Here is a 23208-nt window from a genome sequence, read left to right as displayed (position 1 = left end):
CTCCGGGGTAAACCAGTTGCTCCGCGCCCGGCGATCCGCTTGGCTCGTCGCCCGTGACCCGACCCGCCGCGCTCGACGCGCTCGTCCGCCCGGACCGCTACCCCCGCTCCTCCGCCTACGACCCCGGCTGGCTGCTCGGCCTCGACATGGGGCCGAACCCGCTGTGGCTGCTGGAGGACCTGGCGCGCGATCTGGACCTCCGGCCGGGCATGCGCGTGCTCGACCTGGGATCGGGGAAGGGGGCGACCTCGGTGTTCCTCGCGCGGGAGTACGGGGTGCGGGTCGTCGCGGCCGACTGGTGGGTCGCGCCGGAGGAGGTCGAGCCGGTCCTCGCGGCGGCGGGTGTCGCCGGGGAGGTGACGGCCGTCCGGGCCGAGGCCCATCAACTGCCCTTCGACGAGGAGAGTTTCGACGCGATCGTGAGCGTCGACGCGTTCGAGTACTTCGGCACCGCGGACAGCTATCTGCCGTACCTGGTGAAGTTTCTGCGGCCCGGCGGCCAACTGGGCGTGGCCACACCCGCGTTGACCCGGGAGGTCCGGGAACTCGGTTCGATCCCGGCGCACATCAAGGAGGTGGTCGGCTGGGAGGCCATGGCGTGGCACACGCCCGACTGGTGGCGGTTCCAGTGGGAGATCACCGGACTCGTGACAGTGACGTCGGCGCGCTTCCAGCAGGACGCCTGGCGCGACTGGCTGCTGTGGACCCGCGCCTGCGCCGAGCACCGGCCGGACGGCCGCGCCTCCCAGCAGCCGGTCATCGACATGCTCACCGCCGACGCGGGAGCCTTCCTGTCCTTCGCCCTGCTGAGCGCCCGCAGGCCGGTCGGTCCCTGACCCCGGGCGGCTGCGCGCGCGGTGACCGGACAGCGCCCGGAACCGGTCAGTCGGACGCGGCCGTATAGGGCTCGCCCAGGTCCCAGGCCTGGTACATCGCCTCCGCGAAACCTTCCGCGATCTTGTGTTCGCCGCTCGCGTTCGGGTGGGTGCCGTCGTACGTGTCGAAGGTGATGTCGTACGAGAGGGGCGGGGTCGCGAGCAGCAGCGGGGAGCGCGGTTCGTCGAGGTCGGCGACCGTCTTGGCGAGCAGCTCGTTGAAGGCGGCGACCTCGGTGGCGAAGGGGGCGTCGGACTCGGCGCGGACGTTCGGTATCACCGGGAGCAGGACCATGCGGATGCGCGGGTTCGCGGCGCGGGCCTCCTCGACGAAGGTGCGGGCGTTCGCGGCGGTCTGGACGGCGTTCGTGTAGAAGCCGAGGTCGATGAGGCCGAGGGAGACCAGCAGGATGTCGGCGCGCTGCGCGCGGACCGTCTCGCGGATCAGCGGCGCCATGTGCAGCCAGCCCTCGCCCCAGCCGGCCAGGTGGGCTCGGGGGAACTCCGGGTCCGCGTACTCGTGCGAGTCGGGGGAGTTCGTCGCCTTGTCGTAGAGCGTCTCGCGCGGACCGACGATCTTGAACGGGCCCCCGTACGTCGCGCGCAGGTGCTGCCACATTCGGTAACGCCATGTGTGTTCGCCCGCGCTACCGATCGTCATGGAGTCGCCGACGGGCATGAACCTGAGCATCCGCTCATCATGGACGATCGGTCCGGGTGCCATGCGCCGTCACGGTGTGAGGCTGGACACGCCGTCGCGGGGGTCCGGCGGGGTTCACGGGGCCCGGTGGGGCACGTGGAACCGGGCCGGGGTTCGCGGGGGGTGCAGGCGGGCCCAGGGGCCGCGAGCCAGGCGGCCGTAGGCCCGGATGGGCCGGGTGAGGCCGGGTGGGTGCGCCGGGGCCGGCGGGCGTGGCTCGCGGAGGATGGGGCCGACGTGAACGGACCGGCGGGATGGCAGGCTTGGGCCATGCGCCGATCGCCCTCGTTCCTCTCCGGAGCCGCCGCCGGAGCCGTTGCCGGAGCCGCCCTTGTCGTCGCCCTGGCGGCGCCCGCCCTCGCCGACGACGGGGACGGGGGATTCACCATCAAGGACTCCCGGATCACCGAGTCCAGCGGCCTCGCCGCCTCGCGTGCCCACCCCGGCATCTACTGGACCCACAACGACAGCGACGACGGTGCCTACCTGTACGCCGTCGACAGCAGGACCGGCCGCACCGTCGCGACGATCACCATGAGCGGGGTCGGCGCGCCCCGGGACGTCGAGGCGATCTCCCTCGGACCCGACGGCGATCTCTATGTCGGCGACATCGGCGACAACCTCGGCGGCACCTGGAACCACGTGTGGATCTACAAGCTGCCCGAGCCCAAGGTGCTCAAGGACCAGACGATCCGTGCCACCCAGTTCGTCGTGAAGTACTCCGACGGTCCCCGCAACGCGGAGGCGCTGATGGTGCATCCCAAGACGGGTCGCGTCTACATCGCCGACAAGAACGAGGACGGCGGCCACCTGTACGAGGGCCCCGCCGAGCTCTCCGCCTCCGCCACCAACGTCTTCAAGCCCGTCGCCACCATCGACCTCTGGGTCACCGACGGCGCCTTCTCCCCCGACGGCCGGCAGCTCGCCGTACGCGGCTACTTCGGCGGTATCGCCTACGACTGGAACAGCGGCAGGATCAAGAAGACGGGCCGCCTGAACGTCCCCCTCCAGGGCCAGGGCGAGTCCGTCACCTACACCACCGACGGATCGAAGCTCCTGTACGGCAGCGAGGGCGCGGACAGCTCCGTGCAGTCGGAGAGCGCGCCCGGGGCCGGCGGCTCGGACTCCAAGTCGCCGTCCAAGGACGGCGGTTCCGGAGCGGAGGGCGGAAGCGGCGGCACCATGAGCGGCGGGGTGAAGATCGGCGCCATCGCGGTCGCCGCCCTCTTCGCCGTGGTCTTCGGGTTCAAGAGGCTGCTGCGCCGCGACTGAGTGCCTTCCTCACGGCCGCTCCTCGACGGAAAAGGGGCGCCCGGCACGTTCACGCGCCGGACGCCCCTGATCTCGCAGGAACGGTTACAGCTTCTCGATCACGTAGTCGATGCAGCGGGTCAGCGCCTCGACGTCCGCCGGGTCGATCGCCGGGAACATGGCGACGCGCAGCTGGTTGCGGCCGAGCTTGCGGTAGGGCTCGGTGTCGACGATGCCGTTGGCGCGCAGGGCCTTGGCGACGGCGGCGGCGTCGATCTCGTCGGCGAAGTCGATCGTGCCGATGACCTGCGAGCGCTTGGCCGCGTCCGTCACGAACGGGGTGGCGTACTTGCTGTCCTCGGCCCAGCGGTAGAGGCGGCCCGAGGAGTCCTTCGTCCGGGCCGCCGACCAGGCGAGGCCGCCCTGGCCGTTGATCCACTCCAGCTGCTCGTTGAGCAGGAAGAGCGTGGCGAGGGCCGGGGTGTTGTACGTCTGGTTCTTGCGGGAGTTGTCGATCGCCGTGGGCAGCGAGAAGAACTCGGGGATGTGGCGGCCGGAGGCGTGGATGCGCTCGGCGCGCTCGACCGCGGCCGGGGAGAACACGGCGATCCACAGGCCGCCGTCGGAGGCGAAGGACTTCTGCGGGGCGAAGTAGTAGACGTCGGTCTCGGCGATGTCGACGGGCAGGCCGCCCGCGCCGGAGGTGGCGTCCACCAGGACGAGGGAAGCCTCGTCGGCGCCCTGCACCCGCTTGATCGGGGCGGCGACACCGGTCGAGGTCTCGTTGTGGGTGAAGGCGTAGGCGTCGACGCCCGCCTCGGCGACCGGCTCGGGGTGCGTGCCCGGGTCGGAGGAGATCACGGTCGGCTCGGCGAGCCACGGGGCGAGCTTGGCCGCCTTCGCGAACTTGGAGGAGAACTCACCGAACGTGAGGTGCTGCGACTTGTTCTCGATCAGGCCGTGCGTCGCGACGTCCCAGAACGCGGTGGAGCCGCCGTTGCCGAGGACCACCTCGTACCCGTCGGGCAGGGAGAACAGCTCGCTCACGCCCTCGCGCACCTTGCCGACCAGGTTCTTGACCGGGGCCTGGCGGTGGGACGTGCCGAGCAGAGAACTACCGGTCGCGGCCAGCGCGTCCAGTGCCTCCGTCCGCACCTTGGAGGGGCCAGCGCCGAATCGTCCGTCGGCGGGCTTGATGTCAGCGGGGATCTGGATATCAGCCACGCGGGGAGCCTAGCCGTTCCGGGAAACCTCGGCGAAACGTCGTCCGTCGGCTGAGACGGGGCGGGTTGACGGCCGCCGCCGGAGGGGCCCGTGGCGGGCCCCTCCGGCGACACGGTCATCCGGCGATCAGCCGCACCGGCAGTTCGAACAGATCGTTCTGGGTCACCACCGGCTTGTTGCGGAGCTCCGACACCGGGACGGCCAGGTCCAGGGACGGGAAGCGCTCGTACAGGGCGGGGAGGGCGACACCCGCCTCCAGGCGGGACAGGGCCGCGCCGGGGCAGACGTGGGGTCCGTGGCCGAAGGAGATGTGCCGGTTCTTGCTGGTGCGGCTGACGTCGAAGTCGCCCGCCGTCGGACCGTGGGCGTTCTCGTCGCGGCCGATCGCGCCGTACGACACGATCAGCGCGTCGCCCGCCGGGATCACCTTGTCGCCGACCGGGACGTCCTCCGTCGCGAAGCGGATGAGGACGTGGGAGGTCGGGGTGGAGTGGCGCAGGGTCTCCTCGACGACCGCGGACCAGTCGATCTCGCCGGCGAGGACGAGGGCGCGCTGGTCGGGGTGGGCGGAGAGGTTGACCACCGCGTTGACGATCAGGGAGATCGTCGTCTCGTGGCCCGCCGCGACCATCAGCTGGAGCGTGGAGACGATCTCCGCGTCGGTGAGGTGGTCACCGTCCTCGGAGGCCAGGATCAGCGCGCTGGTCAGGTCGTCGCCCGGCTCGGCGCGCTTCGCCGCCACCGTCTCCGCCATGATCCCGGCCAGCTCGGTGAGGGTCGCGATGACCTCCGCGGGCGGGGTCTGGGTCGAGAAGAACTTCTCGAAGAGCTCCTTCAGGCGCGGCAGACGGGACTCCTCGATGCCCATGAGGTCGGCGACGACGTACATGGGCAGGGGGTAGGCGAAGTCGGCCTTCAGGTCGACGACCTCCCCCGTGAGGTTGTCGAGCAGACTCTCCGTCATCTTCGAGATCCGCTCCCGCATCTGCTCCACCCGTCGCGGCGTCAGCGCCTGCGCCACCAGGGTGCGCATCCGCCGGTGGTCCGCGCCGTCCACCGTGAGCATGGAACGGCCGGGGTTGGCGAGCCCGATCAGCGGCCAGTCGGGGGCGATCTCGCCGCGCTGCCAGGCGCCCCAGACGTTGATGTCCTTCACCAGACGGGGGTCCGTGAGCAGGGCGCGCGCCTCGGCGTGGTGGGTGACCGCCCACACCGGCACACCGCCGGGCAGTTCGACGGCGGCGAGCGGCCCCGCTGCGCGCAGCGCGGCGCTCTCGCCGTCGAGGTCGGTGACGAAGGGGTCCAGGACTATGCGGGTCTCTTCGGTACCGGTGGTCATGCGGGGGTGCCTCCAAGGGCTGAAGTGGGAGTACTGCGTCTTCCCCGGGGCAGGGGAGAGCCCCGGACCCCGGCCGAGCGGTGTGCCGGCCGGGCGCAACGGCGTCTCAGAGGACAGGTACGGGCGTGAACCGCACGGGCAGCTCGGTCAGGCCCCGCAGCCACGGGGAGGGGCGCCGGGCCAGCGACTCGGCGGGCACGGCCAGGTCGATGTCCGGCAGCCGGTCCAGGACGACCTCGATCCCGGTGCGCGCGATGACCTCGGCGACCTCCTGTGCCGGGAACGGGCAGCGGTGCTCGCCGTGACCGAAGGAGAAGTGGGCGTTGTTGCCGCCGGTGAGGGCGGAACTGTCGGTGCGGACCTGGGGGTCGGAGTTGGCGCCCTGCAGGCCGAGCAGCAGCAGGTCGCCGGCGCGGACCCGGCGGCCGCCGAGCTGGGTGTGGCGGGAGGCCCAGCGCCCGGCCACGTTCTGGGTCGGGGTGTCCTCCCACAGCACCTCGTTCATGGCCTCGGCGACACTGTGCCGGCCGCCGAACAGCGAGGCCGCGAACCGCTCGTCGGTGAGCATCAGACGCAGCGAGTTGCCGATCCAGTCGGCGGTCGGCTGGTGACCGGCGGCCATCATGACCATCAGGTCCTGGGCGATCTCCTCGTCGCTGAAACCCGAGGGGTCCGCGAGCATCCGGGAGACGACGTCGTTCGCCGGTGTCTCCTTGCGGTCGGCGAGCAACTGCGCCATGGAGGCGGCGAGATGCTGCTGTCCTGCCAGCGCGCCCTCGCGCCCGTTGATCATGTCGTTCAGGGCGGTCACCAGGCCGGGACCCTGCTCGTCCGCGAAGCCGTAGAGCGTGGCGAGGACCCGTACGGGGAGCAGTGCCGCGTAGTCGCCGACGATGTCCGTCTCACCCTTGGCACAGACCGCGTCGATCAGCTCGTCGGCGAACTTCTCCGCCTGGGAGCGCAGTTCGAAGGGGTCCACGGCTTCGAGGGCGTTGCTGATCATCGCAGCGCGCTCGCGGTGGCGCTCGCCGACGGTGTACAGGATGGAGGGCTGCTTGCGACCGATCATCGGCAGCAGCGGCCAGTCGTCGGGGATGCGGTCCCACTGGCTCCACAGGTCCGAGTCGCGGCTGAACAGCTGCGGATCGCCGGTGACCTGGTGCAGTTCGCGGTAGCCCAGCACCAGCCAGGCCGGAATGTCGCCGTCGAGGACGACCGGTACGACGGAACCGTGCTCACGCCGCATCTCCCGGTACAGCTCGCCGGGTTCGGTCTGGAACCGCGGCCCGTTCAGGGGTACGGGCGCGGGTGCGGGTGTGGGGGTCACAGCGCCAACTCCGGTGATTGAAGGGCGCCTTCCTCGGCCGGGGCGCCGGGACGGACGTAGAGGGACTGGATGTGCTCCACCAGCGTGATCAGCACCCGCTTGCTGGACTCCCGGGAGCGGGCGTCGCAGTCGATCAGCGGCACGTGCGGGTCGAGGTCGAGGGCCTCGCGGATCTGCGCGGGGGTGTGCGGGGGGCCGCCGAAGTCGTTGCAGGCCACGATGAAGGGCGTGCCGTGGTGCTCCAGCCGGTCGATGGCGTACCAGGAGTCGTCGATACGGCGCGTGTCGACCAGGACGACCGCGCCGAGCGTGCCGGAGAACAGCCGGTCCCACAGGAACCAGAACCGCTCCTGGCCGGGCGCGCCGAACAGGTACAGGACGTTGTGGGCGTCCAGCGTGATGCGCCCGAAGTCGAAGGCGACGGTGGTCGCGGTCTTGCCGCGGACCTCGTTGATGTCGTCGACGGCCGCGCCGGCCTGCGTCATCGTCTCCTCGGTGTTGAGGGGACGTATCTCGCTGACCGAGCGGACCAGGGTCGTCTTGCCGACGCCGAAGCCGCCCACGATCACGATCTTGAGACCGTTGTCGGCCGACGCCGACAGGGGCGCACGAGCGTCAGAGGTTACGGAGTCCAACGAGCACCTGCTCCAGAATGTCGGGATCGGGAAGACCGGAAGGAACAGTGGTGTGCGGGTGGCGGGCGCTGACGCGGCCCGTGGAGAGCAGGTCGGAGAGCAGGATGCGGGTGATCGACACCGGCAGGTTCAGCTCCGCCGCGATCTCCACGACCGCCGTCGGCCGCTCGCACATCCGCAGGATCGCGGCGTGCTCGGACTGCATGCCCACCACCGGATCGCACTCGGCGACCACCAGTGTCACCAGGTCGAAGGGGGTGTCGGGCCCGGACCGGCTGCGTCCTTGGGTGAGGGTGTACAGCCGGTCGGGCGCGTCGTCCCTGCCGGGACGGCTCATGACGTCCGCGGCGGCGCGCTCAGGTACTCGCCGAGCTGTTCCACGAGTTCGCTCATGTTGTGCCCGACGAGTCCGGCGTCGGCGTCCTCGGCGGTGACGACGGCGAGGTGCGCGCCGTCGCCGGCCTCCACGATGAACAGCACCCCTCCGTAGAACTCGGCCATCGCCGAGCGCACGCCCCCGCTGCCGTCGCCGAACTCCACGGACGCCCCGTGGGACAGCGACTGGATGCCGGCGGCGATGGCGGCGAGCTGGTCGGCCTGGTCGACCGACAGCTCCGGAGTGCGGCACAGCTTCAGGCCGTCGCGGGAGAGCACGAGCGCGTGCCGTGCGCCCGGGGTGCGCTCAAGGAGGCCCTCGATGAGCCAGGTGAGCTTCTCGTCGGCGGTGATGGTGCCGGTCATGGGGTGGTGTCGCCTTCCGGGAACGAATGCTGGGTGGGGGTGGTGGAAGTGGCGGGGGCGGCGTCCCGTGCGGCGGTTTCGTCGCGGGGGCCGTCCGTGCCGCGTTCGTCGGCGGCGGCGCGTCCGGGCCGCGGGTCCGGACCGTGGTCCTCGGCCCGCACCCGGTCCTCGGCCGGTGCGGGAACTTCGGCCCGTACGGCTTCGGGGGCGCCCGGCGCCGTGCCGCGCACCGCCTGGCGGAAGGTGCCGAAGCGGGCGGCCGACCGGGTCTTGGGGTCTTCGCCGGTACGCGGTTCGGGGGCGGCCGGGGGTGTCGCGTGCGAGCGGCTGCGCTCGGCGTGGGCGAGGGTGCGTCCGCGACGGCGCTTGGGCAGGCCGCCGGTGGACCCGGGGCCCTGCTCGTGCCGGGGCGAGTCGTGGGTCGGGACGGGGTCCGGGTCGAGGTCGTCGCCCGCGCGGGCGGCGGCGTACGACACGGGGGACGCCGGGGATTCCCGGGGCGGCAAGGACTCCTGCGAGCCCTGCGGCCGATCCGGCTCCGGCGATCCCTGGTCGGCCCGGGACCGTGGCGCGGAGCTGTGGCCGTCGACGGCCGTCGGGGCCGACAGGACGGGCTCTTCCGGGGCCGGGGCCGTGCCGAGCGGGATGTTCGGCAGGGTGAGGAGGTCCTGCGGGATCAGGACGAGGACGCCGGTGCCGCCGCGGGCGGAGGGCCGGAAGGACACCTTCAGGCCGTACTTGCGGGCCAGCCGGCCGACCACCGAGAGGCCGAGACGGGTGCCGGTGAGGCCGCCGAGCCCGGACCGGGGCCCGACGACGCCGGTGACGGCGCGTTCGGCGCGGCGCAGCTGGACTTCGCCCATCACCAGGCCGCTGTCCTCGACGGAGACGATGACACCCGCCGGGACCTCCTCGACGTACACATGCACTTCGGCGGTCGGCGGCGAGAAGTTGGCGGCGTTGTCGAGGAGTTCGGCGAGCGCGTGCATGACGCCCTCGGCGGCGTGTCCGGCGACGGCGGCCTCGCTGGCGGAGTGGACGCGCACGCGCTGGTAGCCGCCGATGCGGCCCATGGCGCCGCGCAGGATCGACTCCATGACGATCGGGCGGGCCCAGCGGCGTCCCGAGCGCGCGCCCGTCAGGACGGCGACGGAGTCGGCGAGGCGGCCCGCCTGGGCGGTGCGGTGGTCGAGGTGGAGGAGGTCGGCGAGGACGTCCTCGTCGGAGTGCCTCTCCTCCATGGCCCGCAGGTCGGCGAGCATGCCGGTGGACAGCGCCTGCATGCGTCCGGCCGCGTTGGCGGTCGCCGAGATCGCGGCGGCGCGGTCGCCGACGGCCTGCCGGGCGCGCTCGGAGAGTTCGGCGTTGCGCTCGGTGAGCCGGAGGCGCTCGCCGGTGAGCAGTTCCCGCTCCTGGGCGAACTCCTCGGTGAGGCGGGCGTGTTCGCGATCGGCGGCCTCGGTCAGGCGGATCCGGTCCTGGGCGGCGGCCTCGGCCGCGCGGGCGCGTTCGCGGGCGGCGTCGTCGAGCAGCCGGGCCCGCTCCTGGTTGAACTCCTCGGTCAGCCGGGCCCGTTCCTGAAGGAGCCGGCCGGCGTCCTGGGTCACGCTGTCGAGGCGACGGCGTACCAGTCGCGTGGTCTGCGCGGCGCGGGCGGCCACGATCACGGCCACGCACACGAGCACGGCGGCGGCGCCTGTTCCCCAGGCGAGGGGGACGCGCGCCGATTCGGGGGCCAGCAGGACGGCGGTCACCACCGCGATCGCGGCCGGGACGGCGGCGGTCAGCGCGGCGGGTGCTGTGGCGCGCAGGGCGGGTCGTTCGCCGGAGGGCAGGGGCGGGGTCATCAATCGGTCCTCGGTCGTGTTCCTGGGGGGAGAACGTGTCCTCGGTCGTGTCCTCGGTCGGTCCTGGGCGAGAAGCGACACCTGGTGCTCAACTCGCGGTCACTATATGGGAGTTCGTGATCGGATTGGGAAGGTTCGGGAAGCGGTTTCATGATCGCCCCCGCATATCGGGGCCTTTCGGGTACCGGCCGGGCAGCCGGTACCGGCGTCCGGCGGCATCCTGGAGACATGACGGATCTGGGTGGACGGCCGGACGGACTGCCGGAGGGGCGACCCGGGGGGAGGCATCGAGGGGGGACCGGTGGACGGCTCGGTGGACCACCCGGGGACGTGCCGGACGGGCCTCCCCGGGGGGCGCCGAAAGGGCTCCCGGAGAAACTGCGGTCCGAGCTGGTGAACGCCGTGCGCGGCGAGGTCTCCTTCGACGCCACGGCACGGGCGCTGACCACCATGGACGCCTCCAACTACCGTCGGGTACCGCTCGGCGTCGTGGCCCCGCGCGACGCCGACGACGTGACGGCGGTCCTCGCCGTGTGCCGCGCCCACGGGGTGCCGGTCGTGCCGCGCGGCGGCGGCACCTCGATCGCCGGACAGGCCACGGGCACCGGAGTCGTCCTGGACTTCACCCGCCACATGAACCGGATCGTCGCGCTCGACCCGGACGCGCGTACGGCCGTCGTCCAGCCCGGTGCCGTCCTCGACCGTCTCCAGGAAGCCGCCGCCCCGCACGGTCTGCGCTTCGGCCCCGACCCCTCCACCCACAGCCGCTGCACCCTCGGCGGAATGATCGGCAACAACTCCTGCGGCTCCCACTCGGTCGCCTGGGGCACCACGGCGGACAACGTGCGGGAACTGTCGGTCGTCGGCGCGCGCGGGCAGTCGTTCCGCCTCGGCCGGGACGGGCAGGGCGCCCCGGACGGCCTCCGGGCCCTGGTCGAGAGCGAGTTGGCCCTGCTGAGGACCGGCTTCCCGGACCTCCCGCGACGGATCTCCGGGTACGCCCTCGACGCGCTCCTGCCCGAGAGGGGCGCGGACGTGGCCCGCGCCTTCTGCGGCTCGGAGGGCACCTGGGGCGTCCTCACGGAAGCGGTCGTACGACTGGTCGAGGCCCCTCGCGCGCGGGCCCTGGCCGTCCTCGCCTACCCCGACGAGAGCGCCGCGGCCGACGCCGCCGCCGGTCTGCTGCCCCACGGGCCGCTGACCGTGGAGGGGATGGCCGCCGATCTCGTGCGCGCCGACGCGGGACTGCCGCGCGGCGGGGCCTGGCTGTTCGTGGAGACGGGCGGCGGGTCACCGGCGGAGGCACGCGCGCGTGCGGACGCGATCGTGCGGGCGGCGGACGTACGGGACGCCCTGGTGGTCACCGATCCGGCGGGGCAGCGGGCGCTGTGGCGGCTGCGGGAGGACGCGAGCGGCACGGCGACCCGGATGCCGGACACCGGGGACGGCTCCGCGTCCGGCGGGGGCCGCGGACCCGGCGGCGAGGCATGGCCCGGCTGGGAGGACTGCGCCGTGCCGCCCGCCCGGCTGGGCGCCTATCTCCGGGACTTCCGGCGGCTGCTCGCCGACCACGGGCTGCGCGGCACGCCGTACGGGCACTTCGGCGACGGCTGCATCCACGTCCGGATCGACTTCGACCTGATCTCCACGACGGGCGTCGCCCGCTTCCGCACCTTCTCGGAGGAGGTCGCCCGCCTCGTCGTCTCCCACGGCGGCTCCCTGTCCGGCGAGCACGGGGACGGGCAGGCGCGCGCGGAACTGCTGCCGGAGATGTACGGCGCCGAGATGGTCCGCCTCTTCGAACGGGCGAAGGACCTCTGGGACCCGGACGGCCTGCTCAACCCCGGCATGCTCGTCCGCCCGCACCGGCTGGACGAGAACCTGCGGTTCGCGGTGCTGCCGCACCGCCCGGTGGACGTGGCGTTCGGTTACCCGGCGGACGGCGGAGACTTCTCGGCGGCCGTGCGCCGCTGCGTGGGCGTCGCCAAGTGCCGTACGGCCTCCGTGCCGGGCGGCGCGGAGGTCATGTGTCCCTCCTTCCGCGCGACCGGCGAGGAGGCGCACTCCACGCGCGGGCGGGCCCGGCTGCTGCACGAGATGCTGGCCGGCGAGATCGTCACCGACGGATGGCGCTCGACGGAGGTCCGCGACGCGCTGGACCTGTGCCTGTCGTGCAAGGGATGCAGGTCCGACTGCCCGGTCGGCGTCGACATGGCCACCTACAAGGCGGAGTTCCTCCACCACCACTACGCGGGTCGCCGACGCCCCGCCGCGCACTACGCCATGGGCCGGCTCCCGGCCTGGCTCGCGGCGGTCACCCGCACCCGCTCGGCACGGCTCGTCAACTCCCTCGCGTCCCTGCGCCCGTTGGCCGCTCTCGCCAAGCGCCTGGGCGGTATCGCGCCCGAACGGGAGATCCCCCGCCTGGCGCCGGAGACGTTCAGCCAGTGGTGGTCGAGACGGTTCCGGGACCGGGTACGGGCGTATGTGCGCCGGGGACGCGGGGGCGGGGAGCGGCGGGACGCGGACGAGCTGTTCCCGGGCTTCGGCGGGAGGACGGTCCTCGTCTGGCCGGACACCTTCACCGAACACCTGGCACCGTCCGTCGGACGCGCGGCCGTACAGGTGCTGGAGGCCGCGGGGCTGGCCGTGCTGCTGCCCCCGCGGACGGTGATGCGGCACGGGCCCATCGGCGACGGGGTCACCCGGGGCCCCCTCCGCCTCACCGCACTGCTGCCGCGCCGCCGCCGGCGCGTCTGCTGCGGACTGACGTACGTCTCGACCGGCCAGCTCGACCGCGCCCGCGCCGTGCTCCGGCGCACCCTCGACCTCATGGAGCCCTACCTCGACCTGGAGGACCTCTCGGTCGTCGTCCTGGAACCGAGCTGCGCCGCAGCGCTGCGCACGGACCTCCCCGAGCTGCTGCACGACGACCCGCGCGCGGCGCGGCTGGCGGCTGCGGTGGTGACCTTCGCGGAGGCACTGGAACGGCACGCGCCGGGCTGGACACCGCCCCGCATCGACCGCCCGGCCGTCGGCCAGACGCACTGCCACCAGCACGCGGTCCTCGGCGACGCCGCCGAACGCCGGCTGCGCGACGCGACCGGTCTGACCGGCACCCTCGCCGGGGGCTGCTGCGGTCTCGCGGGCGACTTCGGCTTCGAGAAGGGTCATGAGGAGGTGTCGCGGGCCTGCGCCGAGGAACAGCTGCTCCCGGCGGTACGGGCGGCCGACGACACCGCGGTGATCCTCGCCGACGGCTTCTCCTGCCGGACCCAGCTGGCCCACCTGGCCGACCGGCGCGGCCGCCACCTGGCGGAGGTGCTTGCAGAAGCCCTGGAGAACGGTTCGCGGGACGGCGGGAGAGCGGGATCCGCGTAAGTACGCTGGCGGTTCCAACGACCCGAGGACTTCGAGGAGCAGTGCGCATGAGCCTCCGCCTGCAGGCGATCACCCGTGACGAACATCTGGCGTTCGTCCGCTCGCGGCCCTCGGCCAGCCACATGCAGGTGCCGTCCTGGGGCGACGTGAAGCCCGACTGGCGGGCCGAGAGCCTCGGCTGGTTCGACGAGGACGGACGGCTCCAGGGGGCCGGCCTCGTGCTGCTGCGCCCGCTGCCGAAGGTCAAGCGGTACCTCGCCTACCTGCCCGAGGGCCCCGTCATCGACTGGCACGCCCCGGACCTCGCCGAACGCTGGCTCCGGCCGATGCTGGCGCATCTCAAGTCACGCGGCGCGTTCAGCGTGAAGATGGGCCCGCCCGTGGTCGTGCGCCGCTGGAGCGCGGACGCGGTCAAGACGGCCATCGCCGATCCGGCCGCCCGGCGGCTGGGCGAGGTGACGGCGACCTCGCGGGAGCCGGGGGCCGCCGAGATCGCCGAGCGGCTGCGGGGCATGGGCTGGCAGCGGACCGAGCCGGGCGGCGAGGACGGTTTCGCGGCCGGGCAGCCCCGCTACGTCTTCCAGGTCCCCTTCGCCGGACGGTCGCTGGAGGAGATCCACAAGGGCCTCAACCAGCAGTGGCGGCGCAACATCAAGAAGGCCGACAAGGCCGGCGTCCAGGTGGTCCGGGGCGGCTACGACGACCTGCCCGCCTTCTACGAGCTGTACGCGGAGACGGCGGAGCGCGACCGCTTCATCCCGCGCCCGCTGCCCTACTTCCAGCGGATGTGGACCTCGCTGACGGACGAGGACCCCGACCGCATGCGGCTCTATCTCGCCCACCACGAGGGCGACGTCCTCGCCGCGGCCACCATGCTGACCGTCGGCACCCACGTCTGGTACTCCTACGGCGCCTCCACCGCCCGCAAGCGCGAGGTCCAGCCCAACAACGCCATCCAGTGGCGCATGATGACCGACGCCCACGCGCTCGGCGCCGCCGTCTACGACTTCCGCGGCATCACCGACACCCTGGACGAGACCGATCACCTCGTCGGCCTCCTCCGCTTCAAGGCGGGCGCGGGCGGCGAGGCGGCGGAGTACCTCGGAGAGTGGGACTTCCCCATCAACCGGCTCCTGCACAAGGCCCTCGACCTGTACATGACCCGCCGCTGACCCGTCGCTGACCACCGGGTCGGGGTCGGGGCGGGGCCGGGGCCCCGGTCCCGCTAGCCGTCCAGGTTCGCCTCGAGGCCCTTGGCCTTCCCGCGGCCCACCTGGGTGCGCACCGCGCCCATGCTCGCCGCGATGACCAGGGCGATGGCGAGGGACTCGGTGAGGGAGAGGGCCTGGTCCAGGACGAGGAAACCGGCGGTGGCGGCCACGGCCGGTTCGAGGCTCATCAGGATGGCGAAGGTGGAGGCGGGGAGGCGGCGCAGGGCGAGGAGTTCGAGGGTGTACGGCAGGACCGAGGAGAGCATGGCCACCGCGGCTCCCAGGGCGACCGTCGTCGGGACGAGGAGCTTCGAGCCCGACTCGACGATCCCGAGCGGCAGGAACACCACCGCCGCGACCACCATGGCCAGGGCGAGGCCGTCGGCCTGGGGGAAGCGTCTGCCCGTCCGCGCGCTGAAGATGATGTACGCCGCCCACATGGCGCCCGCGCCCAGGGCGAAGGCGACACCCGCGGGGTCGAGGCTGCTGAAGCCTCCGCCGCCGCCGAGCAGGAAGACGCCGCCGAGGGCGAGGCCCGCCCAGAGCAGGTTCACGGCGCGGCGGGAGGTGAGGACGGAGAGGGCGAGCGGGCCGAGCACCTCGAGCGTGACGGCCGTGCCGAGCGGAATGCGGGCGACCGCCTGGTAGAAGAGGCCGTTCATCGCGGCCATGGTGAAGCCGAAGACGACCACCGTGTTCCAGTCGGCACGCGAGTGTCCGCGCACCTTCGGACGGCAGACGAGCAGCAGCACGATCGCGGCCACCACCAGCCGCAGCGTCACCACGCCGAGGGCGCCCACCCGGGGCATCAGACTCACCGCGAGAGCTCCGCCGAACTGCACGGAGATCCCTCCGGCGAGCACCAGGCCCACGGGCCCGAGGGCACCACGCCGACCGGAACCGCCCGCCGTGGGCGCACCGGCCGCGGGCACGGGCGCCAGGGCGGGGGCGGCCGAGGCCGGGGAGGACGGGGCGGCGCTGGGGGTGTTCACGGGACCTTCCAGGGGATCGACGCGTTCGTTCATCATGCTGCACCTGCCAGTCCAGAGTAGTGGACTTGGTCAGGCGTGTGAACTCGTTATGCAACTGTCTCAAAGAATCGCCCGGGTCGCCCGAGGGGGGGCGTACCCGCGGGCCGGCCGCCCGAGCCCGCCCATCGCGCCGCGCGTACCGTCGCCGGGTGGAACAACTCGGCGGCGGCTTTCATGCCGGACCCCGCCCCGGCGTCGGCCTGAATTAATGCAAGCATGCTTGCTTGTTTCTTCGGGCGCTGCCATGCTCCGTGCCACACACCGTCGTGTCCCGAGGGGAGCGCATCGTGTCCGACGCGTCGTCCGTGGTCTCCGTGATCGACGATCTGCACCGGGAGAGTGAGGAACTCGACCGGCTGGTGGGGGAGTTGGACGAGGGGCAGTGGGCCCTCGGCACGCCCGCCGCGGGCTGGACCGTCGCCCACCAGATCGCGCATCTCGCCTGGACCGACCGGTCCGCCCTGCTCGCCGTCACCGACGCCGAGGCCTTCGCGAAGGAGGTCGAGAAGGCGCTCGCCTCTCCCGACGGCTTCGTGGACGAGGGCGCGGACGAGGGCGCCGCACAGCCGCCCGCCCGGCTGCTCGCCGGCTGGCGCGAAGGACGGACCGCCCTGGAGACGGCCCTGCGCGCGGCACCCGCCGGAACCCGGTTCCCCTGGTACGGCCCGCCCATGTCGGTCGCCTCCATGGCCACCGGGCGCCTCATGGAGACCTGGGCCCACGGACAGGACGTGGCCGACGCTCTGGGCGTGGTGCGCCCACCCACCGACCGGCTCAAGCACGTGGTCCGTATCGGCGTACGCGCCCGTGACTTCGCCTTCGCCGTGCACGGCCTCACCGCACCCGCCGAGGAGTTCCGCGTCGAACTCGAGGGCCCCTCCGGCGCGATGTGGACCTACGGCCCGGCCGACGCCCCGCAGCGCGTCACCGGCCCCGCCCTCGACTTCTGCCTGCTGGTGACCCAGCGCGCCCACCGCGCCGACCTCGCCGTACGGGCGGAGGGCCCCGAAGCCGACCGCTGGCTGGACATCGCGCAGGCCTTCGCCGGTCCGCCGGGAGCCGGGCGGGAGCCCAAGGAGGCCGGCCGGTGACCGGGGGAGCCGCGACCCCGGCCCGCCCCCTGCGCATCGGCAACGCCTCCGGCTTCTACGGCGACCGCTTCGACGCGATGCGCGAGATGCTCACCGGCGGCCCGCTCGACATCCTCACCGGCGACTACCTCGCCGAGCTGACCATGCTGATCCTCGGCCGCGACCGGCTGAAGGACCCCGGACGCGGCTACGCCAAGACCTTCCTGCGCCAGCTGGAGGAGTGCCTCGGCCTCGCCCACGAGCGCGGCGTACGTCTCGTCACGAACGCGGGCGGCCTGAACCCGGCCGGACTCGCCGACGCCGTGCGGGAGCTGGCCGGCCGGCTGGGCGTTCCGGTGCGCGTCGCCCACGTCGAGGGCGACGACCTCACGCACCGCCGCTCCCCGGCTCTCGACCTCGCTCGGCCAGGGGGGATCCCCGTCGGCAGCCTCGCCGCGCACGCCTACCTGGGCGGTTCGGGCATCGCCGCGTGTCTGCGCGAGGGCGCGGACATCGTCGTCACCGGGCGCGTCACCGACGCCGCGCTGGTCACCGGACCGGCCGTCGCCCACTTCGGCTGGGGGCCGGGCGATCACGACCGGCTCGCGGGCGCCGTCGTCGCCGGGCACGTCCTGGAGTGCGGCACCCAGGCCACCGGCGGCAACTACGCCTTCTTCGCCGACCACGACCCGGCCCGGCTGCGCCACCCCGGCTTCCCGCTCGCCGAACTCCACGAGGACGGGTCCAGCGTCATCACCAAGCACGACGGCACCGGCGGCCTCGTCGACGTCGGCACGGTCACCGCGCAGCTCCTGTACGAGACGCAGGGCGCCCGGTACGCGGGGCCCGACGTCACCGCCCGCCTCGACACGGTCGCGCTCACCCAGGAGGGCCCGGACCGGGTACGCATCGACGGGGTGCGCGGCGAGGCCCCGCCCCCCACCCTCAAGGTCGGCCTCAACCGGCTCGGCGGCTTCCGCAACGAGGTCGTCTTCGTGCTGACCGGCCTCGACATCGAACGCAAGGCGGCGCTCGTGCGGGCCCAACTGGAGGCGGCCTTCGACGCCGCCAAGTCCCGCCCGGAGGACGTCCGCTGGGACCTCTCCCGCACCGACCACCCCGACGCCCCCACCGAGGAGACCGCGAGCGCCCTGCTCCGGCTCGTCGTGCGCGACCAGGACCAGCGGGCCGTCGGCCGGGCGCTGAGCGGAGCCGCCGTGGAACTGGCGCTGGCGAGCTACCCCGGATTCCATGTGATGGCGCCGCCCGGTCCGGGCTCGCCCTACGGGGTCTTCGAGGACGTCCACGTCCCCCAGGACGCCGTGGAACATGTGGCGGTGCTCCCCGACGGACGCCGGGTCGCGGTGCCCCCTGCCGACGACACCCTCGCACTGGAAACCCCCGAAGAGCCGCCCCTGCCCGTGCCGTTGCCCGCGGGGCCGACGCGGCGGGCGCCGCTCGGGCTGGTCGCGGGGGCGCGCAGCGGGGACAAGGGCGGGAACGCCAACGTCGGCGTCTGGGCGCGTACGGACGACGCCTGGCGGTGGATGGCCCATCACCTGACGACGGACACGTTCCGGAGTCTGCTGCCGGAGACCCGTGATCTGAAGGTCGTCCGGCACGTCCTTCCCAACCTCCGCGCCCTCAACTTCGTGGTCGAGGGGATCCTCGGCGAGGGCGTCGCCTCCCAGGCCCGTTTCGACCCCCAGGCCAAGGCCCTCGGCGAATGGCTCCGCTCCCGTCACCTGGATATTCCGGAGGTCCTTCTGTGACCGTGCTTTCCTCCGCGCTCGACACCAGGAGCCCCGAGTACGCGGCCCACCGCGCGACCATGCTCGGAAAGCTCGCGGACCTGGAGACCGAGCACGCCAAGGCGCTCGCGGGCGGCGGCGAGAAATACGTCGCCCGGCACCGCGGACGCGGCAAGCTCCTGGCCCGTGAGCGGATCGAGCTGCTGCTCGACCCGGACACGCCCTTCCTGGAGCTGTCGCCGCTCGCGGCCTGGGGCAGCGACTACGCGGTGGGCGCCTCGCTCGTCACCGGGATCGGCGTCGTCGAGGGGGTCGAGTGCCTGATCACGGCGAACGACCCGACGGTGCGCGGCGGCGCGAGCAATCCGTGGAGCCTGAAGAAGGCGCTGCGGGCGAACGACATCGCGCTCGCCAACCGGCTGCCCTGCATCAGCCTGGTCGAGTCGGGCGGCGCGGACCTGCCGTCGCAGAAGGAGATCTTCATTCCCGGCGGCGCGATCTTCCGTGACATCACGCGGCTGTCGGCGGCCGGCATCCCCACGGTGGCCGTGGTCTTCGGGAACTCGACGGCCGGGGGCGCGTACGTCCCCGGGATGTCCGATCACGTGATCATGGTCAAGGAGCGGGCGAAGGTCTTTCTCGGCGGGCCGCCGCTGGTGAAGATGGCCACGGGCGAGGAGAGCGACGACGAGTCGCTGGGCGGCGCCGAGATGCACGCGCGCGTGTCGGGTCTCGCGGATCACTTCGCCGTCGACGAGCGGGACGCGCTCCGGCAGGCCCGGCGGGTGGTCGCCCGGCTGAACCACCGCAAGGCGTACGGCGATCCGGTTCCGGCGGCGCCCCCGAAGTACGACGAGGACGAGCTCCTGGGGATCGTCCCGGGCGATCTCAAGCATCCGTTCGACCCGCGCGAGGTCATCGCCCGGATCGTCGACGGCTCGGACTTCGACGAGTTCAAGCCGCTGTACGGGACGAGCCTGACCACCGGCTGGGCGAGCCTGCACGGCTATCCGGTCGGCATCCTCGCCAACGCCCAGGGCGTGCTGTTCAGCGCCGAGTCCCAGAAGGCCGCCCAGTTCATCCAGCTGGCCAACCAGCGCGACATCCCGCTGCTCTTCCTGCACAACACCACCGGCTACATGGTCGGCAAGGAGTACGAGCAGGGCGGCATCATCAAACACGGCGCGATGATGATCAACGCGGTGAGCAACTCGCGGGTCCCGCATCTGTCGGTGCTGATGGGCGCCTCCTACGGCGCGGGCCACTACGGGATGTGCGGGCGCGCCTACGACCCCCGTTTCCTGTTCGCGTGGCCCAGCGCCAAGTCGGCCGTGATGGGACCGCAGCAGCTCGCGGGCGTCCTGTCGATCGTCGCCCGGCAGTCGGCAGCCGCGAAGGGGCACCCCTACGACGACGACGCGGACGCGGCGCTGCGCGCCATGGTCGAGCAGCAGATCGAGTCCGAGTCGTTGCCGATGTTCCTGTCCGGGCGGCTGTACGACGACGGGGTCATCGACCCGCGCGACACCCGCACCGTCCTCGGCCTGTGCCTGTCCGCGATCCACACGGCGCCCTTCGAGGGCGCGCGCGGTGGCTTCGGCGTCTTCCGGATGTGAGGAATCGAATGATTTCGAGTCTGCTGGTCGCCAACCGGGGCGAGATCGCCTGCCGGGTCTTCCGTACCTGCCGTGAGGCGGGGGTGCGCACGGTCGCGGTGTATTCCGACGCCGACGAGAACGCCCTGCACGCGCGGGTGGCGGACGCGGCGGTGCGGTTGCCGGGCGCGGCGCCCTCGGAGACCTATCTGCGGGGCGATCTGATCGTGCGGGCCGCGCTGGACGCCGGTGCGGACGCCGTGCACCCGGGCTACGGGTTCCTGTCGGAGAACGCCGATTTCGCGCGGGCGGTGATCGACGCGGGGCTGGTGTGGGTCGGTCCGTCGCCGGAGGCGATCGAGGCGATGGCCTCCAAGACCCGTGCGAAGAAGCTGATGGGACTCGCCCCGCTGGAGCGGGTCACCGCGGCGGACCTGCCGGTGCTGGTCAAGGCGGCCTCCGGCGGCGGCGGGCGCGGGATGCGGGTCGTCCGCGACCTGGCGGATCTCGACGCCGAGCTGGAGGCGGCCCGCGCGGAGGCTTTGAGCGCCTTCGGGGACGGGGAGGTGTTCGTCGAGCCGTACGTGGAGGGCGGCCGGCACGTCGAGGTGCAGATCCTGGCCGACGCGCACGGCACGGTCTGGCCGCTGGGCACGCGTGACTGCTCCCTCCAGCGCCGCCATCAGAAGGTCATCGAGGAGGCGCCGGCTCCCGGGCTCGGCGACGAGCTCACGCGGACGCTGTACGACCTGTCCGTGCGGGCCGCCCGCGCGGTGGACTACGTCGGCGCCGGCACGGTCGAGTTCCTGGTCGCCGACGGCACGGCGCACTTCCTGGAGATGAACACGCGTCTCCAGGTCGAACACCCGGTGACGGAGGCGGTGTTCGGGGTCGATCTGGTGGCCCTGCAGCTCAGGGTCGCGGAGGGGGAGCGGCTGGAGAGCGACCCCCCGCGCGCGCGGGGCCACGCGGTGGAGGCCCGGCTGTACGCGGAGGACCCGGCGGGCGCGTGGGCGCCGCAGACGGGAACGCTGCACCGGATCGCCGTCCCGGACGGCGTCCGGCTGGACACGGGTTTCACCGACGGGGATTCCGTCGGCATCCACTACGACCCGATGCTCGCGAAGGTCGTCGCGCACGCGGGTACGCGCGCGGAGGCCCTGCGGAAGCTGTCCGGCGCGCTGGAGCGGGCCACGATCCACGGACCGGTCACCAACAGGGATCTCCTCGTGCGGTCGCTGCGGCACGAGGAGTTCGCCGGGGCCCGGATGGACACGGGTTTCTACGGCCGCCACCTCGCCGCGCTGACCGAGCCCGCGCCCGATCCGTACGCCCCGCTGGCCGCCGCTCTGGCCGACGCGCACGGCCGTTCGCGGTTCGGCGGCTGGCGGAACCTGGCGTCGCAGCCGCAGACCAAGCGCTATCTGATGCACGGTGCCGAGCACGAGGTCACCTACCGGCACACGCGCGAGGGGCTCGCGGCCGACGGGGTGCGGGTGGCACACGCCGACGCGGGCCGGGTCGTCCTCGAAGTGGACGGCGTACGGAGGACGTTCGAGGTCGCGCGGTACGCCGACGGCCAGGTCTTCGTGAACGCCACCGAGCTGACCGCGCTCCCCCGCTTCCCCGATCCGGCCGCGGACCGGGCTCCCGGTTCGCTGCTCGCTCCGATGCCGGGCACCGTGGTCCGGGTCGCCGAGGGACTGGCCGAGGGAGCCGCCGTGCGGGCAGGCGATCCCCTGCTGTGGCTGGAGGCGATGAAGATGGAGCACAGGATCTCCGCGCCGACGACAGGAACACTCGGCGCCCTGCACGTCGCCGTCGGGCAGCAGGTCGAGGTGGGCGCGCTGCTGGCCGTCGTACAGGAGGCGGCAGCGCAGGAACCGGTGACGCGCGAGTAGGCAGCGCAGGAGCAGGCACCGCGGGTCGACGCCCGGTGAGAACGCGCCCGGTGCCGGGGCGCCGGGCCGCACCATCGCGCGGACCTGAGCCGCGCGGGCGCGAACAGCTACGTACAGGCAGCACATTCCGTTCCGAACCTCCGTACCGAGGAGCCGTCATGAGCCCTGTCACAGAGACCGACGAACACAAGGCGCTCCGTTCCGCGGTCGCCGCTCTCGGCAAGCGCTACGGCCGCGAGTACCTCACCAAGGCCGTCGCCGAGGGCGGCCACCCCGACGAGCTCTGGTCCGAGGCGGGCAAGCTCGGCTACCTGGGGGTGAACCTCCCGGAGGAGTACGGCGGCGGAGGCGGCGGCATCGCGGAACTGTCGATCGTGCTGGAGGAGTTGGGCGCGGCGGGCTGCCCGCTGCTGATGCTCGTCGTCTCGCCCGCCATCTGCGGCACGGTCATCGCCCGCTTCGGGACCGAGGAGCAGAAGCGGCAGTGGCTGCCGGGCCTTTCGGACGGCACCCGCACCATGGCGTTCGGCATCACCGAGCCCGACGCCGGTTCCAACTCGCACCGGATCACCACCACGGCCCGCCGTGACGGCACCGACTGGGTCCTGAACGGCCGCAAGGTGTTCATCTCCGGCGTCGACATCGCCGACGCGACGCTTATCGTGGGCCGCACCGAGGACGCGCGCACCGGCAGCCTCAAGCCCTGCCTGTTCATCGTCCCGCGCGACACCGAGGGTTTCGGGCGGCGGCAGATCGACATGGAACTGGCCAGTGCCGAGAAGCAGTTCGAGCTCACCCTGGACGACGTACGGCTGCCGGCCGACGCGCTCGTCGGCGACGAGGACGCGGGGTTGCTGCAACTGTTCGCCGGGCTCAACCCGGAGCGCGTGATGACGGCCGCGTTCGCGATCGGCATGGGCCGTTTCGCGCTCGCCAAGGCCGTCGAGTACGCGCGGGAGCGCACCGTCTGGAAGGCGCCGATCGGCGCGCACCAGGCCATCGCGCACCCGCTGGCGCAGGCCCACATCGAACTCGAACTGGCCCGGCTGATGATGCAGAAGGCGGCGTTCCTCTACGACTCGGGGGACGACATCGGGGCCGGGGAGGCCGCCAACATGGCCAAGTACGCGGCGGGGGAGGCCTGCGTACGGGCCGTCGACCAGGCCGTGCACACCCTTGGCGGCAACGGCCTCACGCGGGAGTTCGGCCTCGCTTCGCTGATTACGGCGGCGCGCGTGTCTCGTATCGCGCCGGTGAGCAGGGAGATGATTCTCAACTACGTCTCCCACCAGACCCTGGGTCTGCCCAAGTCGTACTGACCGCTCTAGG

At 72.7% G+C, this 23208-nt stretch carries 18 protein-coding genes; 9 read left to right on the top strand and 9 right to left on the bottom strand.

What is annotated here, in order from left to right:
• Window positions 1-53 precede the first annotated feature (53 nt).
• On the top strand, window positions 54-836 hold the full coding sequence (locus OG788_RS21120) for an SAM-dependent methyltransferase (RefSeq protein WP_406372716.1): 783 nt from the start codon (window positions 54-56) through the stop codon (window positions 834-836).
• Window positions 837-882: 46 nt separating this feature from the next.
• Here OG788_RS21120 and OG788_RS21115 read toward each other — a convergent pair whose 3' ends face one another.
• On the bottom strand, window positions 883-1566 hold the full coding sequence (locus OG788_RS21115) for an SGNH/GDSL hydrolase family protein (protein ID WP_406372714.1): 684 nt from the start codon (window positions 1564-1566) through the stop codon (window positions 883-885).
• Between the two features lie 279 nt (window positions 1567-1845).
• Here OG788_RS21115 and OG788_RS21110 point away from each other — a divergent pair, with 279 nt between their 5' ends.
• Entirely contained in the window at window positions 1846-2847 is a 1002-nt protein-coding gene (locus OG788_RS21110; protein WP_406372712.1) for a WD40 repeat domain-containing protein, read from the top strand.
• An 84-nt stretch (window positions 2848-2931) separates the two neighbouring features.
• Here the strand turns inward: OG788_RS21110 and serC are convergent, their stop codons facing one another.
• From serC to OG788_RS21075, 7 genes are all read right to left on the bottom strand, one after another.
• Window positions 2932-4050 (bottom strand): phosphoserine transaminase, encoded by a 1119-nt coding sequence (gene serC, locus OG788_RS21105; protein ID WP_406372710.1) that lies wholly within the window; start codon window positions 4048-4050, stop codon window positions 2932-2934.
• Window positions 4051-4165: 115 nt separating this feature from the next.
• A complete protein-coding gene (locus OG788_RS21100; RefSeq protein ID WP_406372708.1) occupies window positions 4166-5389 on the bottom strand; it encodes a cytochrome P450 in 1224 nt (407 codons plus the stop codon).
• A 106-nt stretch (window positions 5390-5495) separates the two neighbouring features.
• Complete coding sequence (locus OG788_RS21095; protein WP_406372706.1) at window positions 5496-6716, bottom strand: cytochrome P450; 1221 nt, start codon at window positions 6714-6716, stop codon at window positions 5496-5498.
• Window positions 6713-7351 carry a GTP-binding protein gene (locus OG788_RS21090; RefSeq protein WP_406372704.1) on the bottom strand — a complete coding sequence of 213 codons (639 nt, stop codon included), beginning with the start codon at window positions 7349-7351 and terminating at the stop codon, window positions 6713-6715. The genes OG788_RS21095 and OG788_RS21090 overlap by 4 nt, the downstream gene beginning before the upstream one ends.
• Window positions 7332-7688 carry a DUF742 domain-containing protein gene (locus OG788_RS21085; RefSeq protein ID WP_351541539.1) on the bottom strand — a complete coding sequence of 119 codons (357 nt, stop codon included), beginning with the start codon at window positions 7686-7688 and terminating at the stop codon, window positions 7332-7334. Before OG788_RS21085 ends, OG788_RS21090 begins: the two co-directional genes overlap by 20 nt.
• Window positions 7685-8092, bottom strand: coding sequence for a roadblock/LC7 domain-containing protein (locus OG788_RS21080; protein ID WP_266759919.1), 408 nt, complete (start codon window positions 8090-8092; stop codon window positions 7685-7687). Before OG788_RS21080 ends, OG788_RS21085 begins: the two co-directional genes overlap by 4 nt.
• Window positions 8089-9939 carry an ATP-binding protein gene (locus OG788_RS21075; RefSeq protein WP_406372702.1) on the bottom strand — a complete coding sequence of 617 codons (1851 nt, stop codon included), beginning with the start codon at window positions 9937-9939 and terminating at the stop codon, window positions 8089-8091. The genes OG788_RS21080 and OG788_RS21075 overlap by 4 nt, the downstream gene beginning before the upstream one ends.
• A 450-nt stretch (window positions 9940-10389) precedes the next feature.
• Here OG788_RS21075 and OG788_RS21070 point away from each other — a divergent pair, with 450 nt between their 5' ends.
• Complete coding sequence (locus OG788_RS21070) at window positions 10390-13320, top strand: FAD-binding and (Fe-S)-binding domain-containing protein (protein ID WP_406376808.1); 2931 nt, start codon at window positions 10390-10392, stop codon at window positions 13318-13320.
• 47 nt (window positions 13321-13367) lie between these two features.
• A complete protein-coding gene (locus tag OG788_RS21065; protein ID WP_406372700.1) occupies window positions 13368-14492 on the top strand; it encodes a lipid II:glycine glycyltransferase FemX in 1125 nt (374 codons plus the stop codon).
• Between the two features lie 53 nt (window positions 14493-14545).
• Here OG788_RS21065 and OG788_RS21060 read toward each other — a convergent pair whose 3' ends face one another.
• Window positions 14546-15523, bottom strand: a complete 978-nt coding sequence (locus OG788_RS21060; protein WP_406376807.1) for an EamA family transporter — start codon at window positions 15521-15523, stop codon at window positions 14546-14548.
• Window positions 15524-15849: 326 nt separating this feature from the next.
• On the opposite strand from OG788_RS21060, the gene OG788_RS21055 reads away from it, so the two are divergent.
• The 5 genes from OG788_RS21055 (at window position 15850) to OG788_RS21035 (ending at window position 23198) form a co-directional block, all read left to right on the top strand.
• The gene (locus OG788_RS21055; protein ID WP_351541532.1) at window positions 15850-16653 is read left to right on the top strand and encodes a TIGR03084 family metal-binding protein; all 804 of its coding nucleotides are present in this window, start codon (window positions 15850-15852) and stop codon (window positions 16651-16653) included.
• Window positions 16650-18404, top strand: a complete 1755-nt coding sequence (locus OG788_RS21050; RefSeq protein ID WP_406372698.1) for an acyclic terpene utilization AtuA family protein — start codon at window positions 16650-16652, stop codon at window positions 18402-18404. Before OG788_RS21055 ends, OG788_RS21050 begins: the two co-directional genes overlap by 4 nt.
• Window positions 18401-19999, top strand: a complete 1599-nt coding sequence (locus OG788_RS21045; RefSeq protein WP_406372696.1) for an acyl-CoA carboxylase subunit beta — start codon at window positions 18401-18403, stop codon at window positions 19997-19999. The genes OG788_RS21050 and OG788_RS21045 overlap by 4 nt, the downstream gene beginning before the upstream one ends.
• Before the next feature lie 8 nt (window positions 20000-20007).
• A complete protein-coding gene (locus OG788_RS21040) occupies window positions 20008-21879 on the top strand; it encodes an acetyl/propionyl/methylcrotonyl-CoA carboxylase subunit alpha (RefSeq protein ID WP_406372694.1) in 1872 nt (623 codons plus the stop codon).
• A 158-nt stretch (window positions 21880-22037) separates the two neighbouring features.
• Window positions 22038-23198: an acyl-CoA dehydrogenase family protein gene (locus OG788_RS21035; RefSeq protein WP_406372693.1), complete on the top strand. Its 1161-nt coding sequence runs from the start codon at window positions 22038-22040 to the stop codon at window positions 23196-23198.
• The last annotated feature ends 10 nt before the right edge of the window (window positions 23199-23208 follow it).

It is taken from the genome of Streptomyces sp. NBC_00647, assembly GCF_045207245.1.
Classification (GTDB): Bacteria; Actinomycetota; Actinomycetes; order Streptomycetales; family Streptomycetaceae; genus Streptomyces.
The sequence above is the reverse complement of the archived record's forward strand: the minus strand, read 5'-3'. Positions and strand labels throughout refer to the sequence as shown.

Excerpts from the sequence above, each read along its gene's own strand:
- OG788_RS21115 (WP_406372714.1), bottom strand. The coding sequence starts at position 1,566 with ATGCTCAGGTTCATGCCCGTCGGCGACTCCATGACGATCGGTAGCGCG.
- OG788_RS21075 (WP_406372702.1), bottom strand. The coding sequence starts at position 9,939 with ATGACCCCGCCCCTGCCCTCCGGCGAACGACCCGCCCTGCGCGCCACA.
- OG788_RS21070 (WP_406376808.1), top strand. The coding sequence starts at position 10,390 with ATGGACGCCTCCAACTACCGTCGGGTACCGCTCGGCGTCGTGGCCCCG.
- OG788_RS21085 (WP_351541539.1), bottom strand. The coding sequence starts at position 7,688 with ATGAGCCGTCCCGGCAGGGACGACGCGCCCGACCGGCTGTACACCCTC.
- OG788_RS21080 (WP_266759919.1), bottom strand. The coding sequence starts at position 8,092 with ATGACCGGCACCATCACCGCCGACGAGAAGCTCACCTGGCTCATCGAG.
- OG788_RS21110 (WP_406372712.1), top strand. The coding sequence starts at position 1,846 with ATGCGCCGATCGCCCTCGTTCCTCTCCGGAGCCGCCGCCGGAGCCGTT.
- OG788_RS21035 (WP_406372693.1), top strand. The coding sequence starts at position 22,038 with ATGAGCCCTGTCACAGAGACCGACGAACACAAGGCGCTCCGTTCCGCG.
- OG788_RS21040 (WP_406372694.1), top strand. The coding sequence starts at position 20,008 with ATGATTTCGAGTCTGCTGGTCGCCAACCGGGGCGAGATCGCCTGCCGG.
- OG788_RS21065 (WP_406372700.1), top strand. The coding sequence starts at position 13,368 with ATGAGCCTCCGCCTGCAGGCGATCACCCGTGACGAACATCTGGCGTTC.
- OG788_RS21100 (WP_406372708.1), bottom strand. The coding sequence starts at position 5,389 with ATGACCACCGGTACCGAAGAGACCCGCATAGTCCTGGACCCCTTCGTC.